Genomic DNA, 386 nt, shown 5'->3' on the forward strand with positions numbered 1-386 from the left:
TATCTTGAGGACGGAAATCCACCAGCACATTACGCAGCAGGCCCGTGGCCTTGAGGTGCTGAATGGTCTTGGCGAAACCCTCCGGCAGCGGCGCCAAGGCATTGAGCAGCGGCGTGATCGGCGTGAGGTCCAGGCGGTCGGCCTGAAGCTTCCAGACCTCCTGATCCTTGTCGGTGGCCAGGGTTTGCTGAAGTTGCAGGCGCGATTCCCAGCGGGTTTCCCCCAGGTTCATCGCCAGCGAGTCGAACAGCACCTTGAGACCGCTATCGCTGCGTTGCAGGTAGGCGGTGAGGGCCAGGTTCTCGATATGCACAGGTTTGCGGTCGGCGTAGCTGCCTTTTACCTGCGGCGAGTTGAGGCGCACCACCGCGCTTTGCACGGTGCGT

The 386-nt window shown here is 62.2% G+C and carries 1 pseudogene; it reads right to left on the reverse strand.

The features are described 5' to 3' along the window. A pseudogene (locus tag SOP95_RS32030) lies at positions 1–386 on the reverse strand (YhdP family protein); the annotation flags it as partial.

The organism is Pseudomonas sp. YuFO8, assembly GCF_035065025.1.
Classification (GTDB): Bacteria; Pseudomonadota; Gammaproteobacteria; order Pseudomonadales; family Pseudomonadaceae; genus Aquipseudomonas; species Aquipseudomonas putida_AE.